Raw genomic sequence first — 9919 nt, 5'->3', positions numbered from 1 at the left:
CTTTTATGTCGCCATAACCTAAACCACCTCTTGTGAAAATATATAATATATGAAATATAACAATAAGACAAATAAAATCTAAAAAGTTAAATAAATAATAGTGCATACATACAGAAGATAAATTTAAAATAATTAGAAGATAAAATAGCTCATCATTTACTTCAAATGATTTCACATCTTCTATTCCTAAAAAAATTAGAATAATAAATATACTGACTTCAATATAACTAATAAAAACAAACTCTCTCTGAAAAATAATAAATAATATTATAGTAATAAAAGTAAAAATTTCGTACAAAAATACATCTAATGGAATTTTTTGATTACAGTAACTGCATCGACCTTTTTTATATAAATAGCTAAAAATCGGAATTAAGTCGTCTGCTTTTAATTCTTGATGACAACTAGCACAATAACTTCTTCTAAATAGAAACTCTTTCTTATTTTCACTATCAACCAAACATTTTATCGCACTAGCAAAAATAAGACTTACAATAACAATAAATATGTATCTTTCCATAAATATCTCCCCCTACTTTATAACCCTTCAATTATATTTTATCATAAATGAATTTATTGGGCGAATAAAATTCTAGCTTAGTTATAACTACCTCAAATTTTTTTTGTATTTTTAAACACTTCTCAATTATAATTTTAAAGTATCTGAAGAATATATTTTCTTTTATTAGTTATTTGGTGTGCTATCATTTCTCTCAGAACTTAAAAAAAGACAGCTCCTTCGAACTGCCTTTTTGTATATTAATGAAATTATTTAACAGGTAGTACTGCTCCATTCCATTTTTCTTTAATGAATTTTTGAGTTTCTTCAGATTTTAAAGCTGCAACAAGTTTCTTAACAACAAGTTTATCTTTATCTCCTTCACGAACAACAACGATGTTTGCGTATGGGTTGTCATCTGTAGCTTTTTCTACTAAAACTGGCTCAGTAGCTGCATTTAATCCTGCATCAACTGCGAAGTTAGCATTGATTGAAACTAGGTCTCCTTCACCGTTTTGGTAGAATTTAACCATTAATGCTGGATCATTTTCATAGCTGAATTGTAATTTTTTAGGGTTTTCAGCGATATCATCGAAAGTAGCTGTTACTGGGTCTACACCATCTTTAACTTTTACTAATCCTTCAGAAGCTAGTAATTTAATTACACGTCCCCATTCAGATTTGTTGTTACTTACTAATACTTTAGCACCTTCTTTAAGGTCTTTAACGTTTTTAACTTTTTTAGAGTATAATCCGATTGGTTCTAAGTGAATTGCACCAGCATCTTCAATTTTGTATCCATTTTCTTTAATAGCATTTTTTAAGAATGGTACGTGTTGGAAGTAGTTAATATCGATTTCTTTATCATTTAACGTTTTGTTTGGTACATAGTAGTCTTGGTATGTAACGATATCTAATTTGATTCCTTCTTTTTCAAGTTGTGGAGCAACGTGCTCTAATAATACTGCGTGAGGTACGTTAGTAGCCCCAACTTTTACAGTTACAGGTTTGCTAGGATCTAGTTTATCAACATCGATTCCTTTTTTCTCAGTTTTTGATGCACTTGAGCATCCGATTAAAATGATTCCAAGTATGAAACTTGATACTAATAATAATAGTTTTTTCATTTATAATTTTCTCCTTTTGTTTTATATTTCATTATATTTTTTAGTGATTTTTACGTAAAAAAACACCCTTACTCTCCTAAGAGAATAAGGGCGAAACTAATTTCACGGTACCACCTTACTTTTTCGTAAACTACGAACTTTCCCACTGCATCGTCTATGTATCTAGAATATATCCGATAGAATGTGCGTTTGTAACGTAACGCCTACGAAAAAAGCTTGTGTTTAAAACTCACTTTTTTTACCATTCAAACCATTTTCCTCTATCATCTGCATTATGTGCTTTCACCTACTCACACTCTCTGTAAAAGTTCCTATAAAGTACTTATTTGAATATCGGTAATTTTTAACTTAGTTCTATATTATCATCAGTAAATAAAAATGTCAACAGTTTTTTAAAATTTTTTAAAAAAGTTTTTTGAAAATTTATAGATATTTACTTTTTCATTTATATAAAATACTATTTCTTCTTAGAATTACTACTTTAGCTTATTATTCTGTAACCATTCTTCTATCACTTCTATCGTATTTCTTCGATATTTAGGAGCTTCGTACATATGATCTGACCCTTCGATAATTCTTAAAGTAGCAGTCTTATATTTTTTAGCTGTCGCTTTAGCAATATTTGGATGTACCATTTTATCTTCACTTCCAGTTATTACCAGTACTGGTTCTTTTACTTTTCCAAAATCAATATATGCACCTTTTTGCTTATCTAAAAATGGTAATGCCATTTGGAAATAAGTGAAACCTGATTCCGGAACTAATTTAGAGAATTCTCTTTCTTTGTCCGCTTCATCCTGATTATTCATACAATAATCGTAGAATGCATGTTTGTACGGCGGCATAGATTTTTTCCAAAATCCCCAACGTAGAAAATGTTTATAGAAACAAATTACCATACTTGGATAAAAAGCAAAAATTCCAGCAGCAGGAGCCGTCCCCATTAATACCAAACCTTTAACTTTTGTTCTCACAGCAACTTTCTGAGCAAGAAGCCCTCCTAATGAATGTCCCAGTACTATTGGAGCTTCATCTAGAGTTTCTATTAACTCAACAATATCATCTGTAAACTCATCTAAACTTACTTTAGCTACCTTTTCTTTTACTTCCTCATAAGGCAATTCATGATATCTTAAAGTTGGAGTATATACTTTTAAACCTAATTTTTCTAATTCATCCACAAACTCTCCCCAGACAGTTCCATCACACCATGTTCCATGTATTAACACTATATTAGTCATAAAATTTCCTCCTGCACAATATTTAGTATTCTTTTTTTCACACTAATTATATACTTAATAGCTTTAATAATCAAATAATTGTATAAGATTAGATACAAAATTATCTACCATACAAATTTAAAAAAGAGTAGAGTAAAAATATGGTAAGATTTTTATTCTACTCTCTTTATCACTTCTCAACTTTCGTTAAAAGGCGATTTCCTTTGGAGGCTAATTTTAGAATTGTTCGATCATTTCACGAACTGTTTTTTCAATATTATCTGAATATGAGATTGCTGAGATTATTGAAACACCCTCAACGTTTGTCTTCATAATATCTTTAATATGTTGTGTCTGTATACCACCAATTGCGACCAATGGCATAGTTGGCAATAATTTTCTCATTAGTTCAAGTCCCTCATAACCTATAGCACCACCTGCATCATCTTTTGACTGTGTGACGAATACAGGACCTACTCCAACATAATCTACATATTCGACTTTAGATTGTTTTAATTCTTCTTCGTTTCCTATAGAAAGACCGATTATTTTATCCGGCATTAATTTTCTTATTTCATCAACACCAAGGTCATCTTGCCCTACATGTACCCCATCAGCATCGATTTCTAATGCTAATTCTATATCATCATTTACTATAAATGGGACATTATATTTTTTACATAGATTTTGTAGTTTTATTGCTAATTCTAGTTTTTCTTTACCTTCTAAAGCACCTTTACCCTTTTCTCTAAATTGAAATAAAGTAATTCCACCTTTTAAAGCTTCTTCAACCACTGAATATAAGTCTTTTCCTTGGCAAGTAGTAGTTCCACAAATAAAATATAGTTTTAATAGTTCTTTATTAAACATAATTACTTCACCTTTTTAAATGTAGCTATATCTTCATCAGTAATTTCATATAATGCATTCATAAATTCAACTTTAAATGTTCCTGGTAAATGACCATTCGGACGTTTTTCCGCCATTTCCCCGGCAATATTATATGATAACATAGCTGTCTCTAGTGATTTTAATTCTTCATCTTTCTCTAATCCAATAAAGCTTGCTAATACAGCTCCTAATAAGCATCCTGTTCCAATAACTTTAGGCATCATTGCACTTCCGTTATGAATCGTTACTACTTTTCCATCAACTGCAATAGCATCAACTTCACCTGTTACTATTACTGGTATATTAAACTTAGCGTTCGCCGCTAAGGCAATTTCATCAATATTATCTACTCCTGCGCTATCTACTCCTTTTGAGGCTACATTTATACCAACTAAAGATGCAATTTCGCCAGCATTCCCTCTAATAGCTGCAAGTTTATAATTATTTATTAAATCATCTGCCACTTTTTTTCTATATGCTCCTGCTCCACATGCTACTGGATCTAATACTGCGGGTACATTATATTTTTCTGCAATTTTCAGTGCATCTTGATATAGCTTCCATGTTTCATCAGTTAAAGTACCAATATTTATTAATAATCCTCCAGCATATTTTAGTAAATCTTCCAAGTCTTCTGGATACTCACTCATTGCTGGTGATGCTCCAAGTGCTACTAAACCATTTGCTGTAAAGTTTTTTACCACATCATTAGTTATACATATTACCAATGGTGCTTTTTCTTTTAATAATTTTAAACTTGTCATACTTATAATTCTCCTTTATATGCTATATGATTTACAGGCCCATTTCCATGACCTATCTCTGGTGTATGTTTTATTGCAGCAGTTATGAATTTTTTCCCAATATCTACTGCTTCTACAATACTTTTTCCTTTTGCTAATTCAGCTGTAATAACTGCTGAAAATGTACAACCTGTTCCGTGTGTATGGTTAGTCTTAAATCTCTCGCTAGTCCATACTTTTTTTGTACCATCATTTAAGAATAAATAATCCTTTGCTTCACCAGTTAAGTGCCCACCTTTAATTACTACCGATTTGCATCCAACTTCATTAATAATAAATTTACCTGCACGATTCACATCATCTTCTGTAACTATTTTAAAATTTACTATTTCTTCAGCTTCTGGAACATTAGGAGTAATAATTGTCGCAAGTGGTAAGATTTCTTCTTTTAGATGTTTTCTAGCGACATCATCAATTAATTTATCTCCACTTGTTGCAACCATGACTGGATCTACCACATATGGTATATCTTTTGGTAAATATTTCTTAATCAATTTCATCATGTCAGCATTTGCTATCATTCCGGTTTTTATACTGTCAGGTGTTATATCATTAAAGACACTTTTTAGTTGTTCTTCTAATATATCTAAATCTAAGTTTCTTATCATTTGAACCCCTAAAGTGTTTTGAGCTACTACACTAGTAACTACAGCCATACCGTAAACTTCACGAGCTTGAAAACTTTTTAAATCAGCCATTATACCAGCTCCACCCGTTGGATCAGTTCCAGCGATAGTTAAAGCAATATTTAGTTTTGTCATAACCTACACCTCTAAATCCCAACGTTCTTGTGTGTAAGCCATATTAAAGAAACGACGTTCATGTTCACAACTTTCTAAGAAGTTTTTAATCAATCTTTGTTTTCCTTCTTCACTAAGATATTCAGCTTCACGATTTATTATTTTATAGTACTCAGTAAGTACTTCATCAACTAATCCATCAGCATAAAACTCAACCCAAAATTTTAATGGATGATCTTCTGCTAAATTATGATTAGCAAGAATTTTTCTAGCTACCATTTTGTAAATCCATGGACATGGTGCCATAGCACTTAACGCTTCTGCCATACCAAATGCAAATACATTATAATACATATGTTTTATATAATGGTCTGCAGATGGATACCATTCTCCACCTTTTATTATTTCACGATAGTCCCTTCCTATGTAATCAGCTAAGTTTTTATGAGCCGCAATTTCTTCGTTCAACACAAAATTAATTTGTCCTAAAAAGAAATTTTTCTCATTCTTATCATTACTCTTCGCTAATAGAATTGCATAAATATCACTAAAATTTTCTAAATATAACGCATCAGCTTTCAAATAATGTTCGATAGCTTTCTCTGATAAATCAGCACGTATCAAACCTTGTATAAATCCATCATTATATATCTTGTCAACTATGGGTAGTGCTTTTTCCTCCATAATTTCGGTAATAAGTTTCATAGGTATTCCCCCTTTAGTGTAATTAAGTTTTAGCAAAAAATATTATCACTATTAGCAAACAAAAAAAGCCCCCCACTACCGTAGGAGAACCATGAAAATCATATTATTAATAGAGTATTATCGCTAAAGATAATTCTAAATTATACATATCCACATTTCCTACGCTAGCATTATCTAGTTCAGGTCAAAGGGTCTAACTATGTTATCTCAGCCTAATGGCTCCCCCAGTGATTTTATTCTATTTACTTTTTAAATCGTAGCACAGAAAAAAATAAATGTCAACAAATTAATTTAAGGGGTTACAAGAATAATATAAATTATGTTGTATTAAAACAAAAAATTTTAATAATAATATTTTTATATTTTATAAATTAAATAAATATATAAAAATATGGCGAAGTTGTGAACTAAATCTATAATTTTATGTTTATGGTAATTTTTATTTATTTTTGATTTTAAATAAAACTCATTATCACTTTTATCTTTATTGATTCAATCTTCTATGATATAATAGTGACGTACAAATTAGATGTTGAAGTTTTTTTAAAAAATCAATCTTACAGAATTACAATAGATTAGCAACATTAATTACCTTATTTTTCATTTCATTAAAACACTAATGAATAATGCTATATAACGTGTTAATCTTGTTAATTAAATACACAATTTAGCTGTTTTCATTAATAAATAAACATCATTTTGGGAATAATTCAGAGTTACTTACTAAAGTAAAGTAACATCATGGATTTTTCCCAATTTTACAAAACTAATTGTGTCTAAATTGTGGATAAAGTTTGTACATTTTTAGACAAGAAAGAAGGGAAATAGAAAATGAAAAACAATACATTATTAAAAGTCCTATCCGCAACAGCTATATTCTCAGCAATTGCGGCAATCGAAGCATGTGATCAAGATAACTTTGCTTTTGCAGCAGAAACACCTGTTGTTGCAAGTAATTCGGCAACAGCAACTACTCCTACAGCTGTTACTCCAACTACGCCAACAACAACAGCTACTCCAACAGCTGCAATGCCGGCAACAGCTATTCCTAAAACTGATGAACCAGCTACTGTACCACAAGATGTTAAAGCATTAAAAGATGGAGAATATAAAATTATTGCTGAAGCTATTAACTTCGACAACGGGGAAAATCCTTCTATGGCTGCCGCTGCAATCGACAATGATAAAACAAAATTAATTGTAAAAAATGGTCAATATTCTGTAAATGTTTCATTTAAACCTATCACATTTGGTGGTCTTACAGGTTACTTAGGAGACTTAAAATACTATGATGGTGATAAAACTCATGAAAATCGTAAAGAAATTCAAAATAACGAGTTTAAAGACTCAACTATAGTTGAGAATTATAGTGCCAGTGAAACTGATAAATTTGTAGATGCATACAAAAAACAATTCCCAAATCGTACTGTTTATCCAAAAACTGTTGCCTACAATGTGGATAAAAATAAAATCGATTCAAACAATAAACTAGAGACATATACACAAGTTTTCGTTCCTGTTATGGCTTCAATTAATCCAGCTTCTGGAACACAAAATATGATTTTAAAATTTGATTTTAATACTCTAACTGCTAAAAATTCAAAACAAGAAGAATCAACAAATCCTACTTATGTAAAACTCCATATAAAAGATAACACTATAGCAACGCCTAAAGTTAGAAAAAATGTTGATACTATCGCAAAAATAGTAAAAGAAAGTAATCAAGAATATTTAATTTTCAATTATTATAGTAAAGTTGGAAAAGGTAAAAATAACGACGGTTTGCAGAATATTAAATATAGCTACAAAGAAATACAAAAAGCAAAAGATTCTGAATTGCTGTTACCAGTATCAAATAGAGTAATTGAAACAATTAATACTACTGATTCAGTTTATGAAATATCAGAAGCAAAAATACCAATTACAAACAAAAAAGAAGTTGTAATTTACGGAGATTTCCAATATCCTGCTGCTATTGTGAAACAATATGGGACTATTACTTGGGATGATAAAAATGTCGTTATAAAAAATAAATCTAGTGTAGAGCCTCCTGAATTGTTTTCAATTAAAGCAGCTTTAAACGGAACAACTGTTAAAAAGACTTCCGATCCAAATCAAGAATTTGATTTTTCTAAAGATGGAATTAACTATTCACCTTACAACGGACTAAGTGGAAAAAAATTTAAATTAGCTAAGCATTATTATCATTCAATTGATGTATCCTTTAAACGAGATAATTTAATAAATACACTAACAAGATACATAAAATACACAATTGATGGAAGTGAACCAACTTTCCAATCTGCAGATGCAGATATTAAATTTGCTAATGCAAATCCTCATAAACCAGAATTTTATTACGGAATTAATATTAATCCTTTTGAAAATGGAACTGGTATAACTTCTAATGGTGGTAATCTAACACTTAAAGTTAAAGCGTTTAATATCAATGGTTCTAAAGGCAGCGAAACTAAAACTTATATACTTCCTTTCGAAAAAGAGACTCTTGATAAAGCAGAAACAACATTAAACATAAATAATAAAGAATATACTGCAACTCTTTCATCAAAAAATAAATTCTTATTAGATGAAGATGTAGTTATTAAAACTACTCCTGTTTCCGAAAGAATCATGAATCACACTCTAGATAGCAAAGTACAAGAACTAGGACTAACAAAAGTTAATTCTTTTAAATTTGATTTAACGAAAAAAGATGGTTCTAAATTCACTCCTCTTGACAAAGATGGTTGGAACATTAATGAAAATCCAATATTTACACTTAATATCGCTGGATATGAAGCTACCGCAAATACACAAGTATACATCTACGAAAATGGAACTCTTCGTCTAATCCCTTCTACACCTTCTAAAAAAGGAATAGAATTTAATGTAAATAGCGATGAAGCTTATTTTGTTATTGCTGAAAAAGATTCTCAAATATTGAAAAAAGAAAAAATTATGGAGTTGAATAATAAAGTAAGCGAAACAGAAAAAATACTCTCAGATACAAGTACAATTTCGACTGCAAAAGCAAATCTTGAAGCTGAACTTGAAAAAATCAAAAAAACTCTAGCTAGACCAAAAGCAAGTTTATCAAGCATTGTATTACATTTAGAAAATCTCGATATTAATCTTAAAAAATTAAAATCAGAAAAAAACACAGATCTTAAATATTTACAGAATAATTTTGAAAGTTTAACAAATATAGTAAACTCTGATATATTGTCTCAATTATTAACTAAAGAAAAATTAGAAGAACTAAAAGCATTAGTTTCAAAAACAAATAACTCTCTAAATGACGCTTTATCACTTCAAAATAATATAAAAGAATTGTATGAATCTTTAAACAATTTATCATATAAATATCCAACTCAAGATATAGACTACTCTATTAAGAAATTCTATAGACCTGATGAAACTTCAATGGCGAATAATGTTTTTACAAACAAAGGAAAACTAATTTATACTCCTACAAAAACATATTTAGAAATAGATTTAAAAACAATGCTATTCGGTAATATACATTCACATCTATTAGAAATTGATGTTTTCAAAAATAAACTTGATGAGGAAAAATTCAATTATTCTGTAGTGAATAAATACGATGATTTAAATTCTTTAACAGGAGAAATCGGAAACTTTAATAAAAAAATAATAATAGAACTAGAAAAAGAAGTAAAAAATAGTTATGACATCAGAGTGCCAAACGATGGAATGGGTAATTCTAGACCTGAAGCTAAATTAGTAATAACTACTAATATTAATAGACCTGAAGTACTATCTGAAGCGGAAAAACTTGCCAAAGAAAAAGAGGAAGCTGCTCGTCTTGAAAAAGAAAGATTAGAAAAAGAAGCTGCTGCTAAAGCTCAGGCGGAAAAAGAAAAACTTGCCAAAGAAAAAGAGGAAGCTGCTCGTCTTGAAAAAGAAAGATTAG

At 29.8% G+C, this 9919-nt stretch carries 7 protein-coding genes, 1 pseudogene and 1 riboswitch; of the genes and pseudogenes, 1 reads left to right on the top strand and 7 read right to left on the bottom strand.

What is annotated here, in order from left to right; translation table 11 throughout:
• The 7 genes from RWQ73_RS06915 to tenA all read right to left on the bottom strand — a co-directional run.
• Window positions 1-520, bottom strand: a 520-nt coding sequence (locus RWQ73_RS06915; RefSeq protein ID WP_314407582.1) for a prepilin peptidase, incomplete at its 3' end; no start/stop codon positions are given.
• A gap of 248 nt (window positions 521-768) precedes the next feature.
• Window positions 769-1626 carry a MetQ/NlpA family ABC transporter substrate-binding protein gene (locus RWQ73_RS06910; RefSeq protein WP_314085623.1) on the bottom strand — a complete coding sequence of 286 codons (858 nt, stop codon included), beginning with the start codon at window positions 1624-1626 and terminating at the stop codon, window positions 769-771.
• A gap of 476 nt (window positions 1627-2102) precedes the next feature.
• Window positions 2103-2867, bottom strand: a complete 765-nt coding sequence (locus RWQ73_RS06905; RefSeq protein WP_314407580.1) for an alpha/beta hydrolase — start codon at window positions 2865-2867, stop codon at window positions 2103-2105.
• Window positions 2868-3083: 216 nt separating this feature from the next.
• Window positions 3084-3716, bottom strand: a complete 633-nt coding sequence (thiE, locus tag RWQ73_RS06900; protein ID WP_314407578.1) for a thiamine phosphate synthase — start codon at window positions 3714-3716, stop codon at window positions 3084-3086.
• 2 nt (window positions 3717-3718) lie between these two features.
• On the bottom strand, window positions 3719-4501 hold the full coding sequence (gene thiM, locus RWQ73_RS06895; RefSeq protein WP_314407577.1) for a hydroxyethylthiazole kinase: 783 nt from the start codon (window positions 4499-4501) through the stop codon (window positions 3719-3721).
• Window positions 4502-4503: 2 nt separating this feature from the next.
• Window positions 4504-5301, bottom strand: coding sequence for a bifunctional hydroxymethylpyrimidine kinase/phosphomethylpyrimidine kinase (gene thiD, locus RWQ73_RS06890; protein ID WP_314407575.1), 798 nt, complete (start codon window positions 5299-5301; stop codon window positions 4504-4506).
• A 3-nt stretch (window positions 5302-5304) separates the two neighbouring features.
• Window positions 5305-5985, bottom strand: coding sequence for a thiaminase II (tenA, locus tag RWQ73_RS06885; RefSeq protein WP_314407574.1), 681 nt, complete (start codon window positions 5983-5985; stop codon window positions 5305-5307).
• A gap of 138 nt (window positions 5986-6123) precedes the next feature.
• Window positions 6124-6221: riboswitch (TPP riboswitch) on the bottom strand.
• A 595-nt stretch (window positions 6222-6816) separates the two neighbouring features.
• On the opposite strand from tenA, the pseudogene RWQ73_RS06880 reads away from it, so the two are divergent.
• A pseudogene (locus RWQ73_RS06880) lies at window positions 6817-9919 on the top strand (NEAT domain-containing protein); the annotation flags it as partial.

It is taken from the genome of uncultured Gemella sp. (assembly GCF_963525875.1).
Taxonomy (GTDB): domain Bacteria; phylum Bacillota; class Bacilli; order Staphylococcales; family Gemellaceae; genus Gemella.
This window is presented reverse-complemented; position numbering and strand designations above follow the sequence as displayed.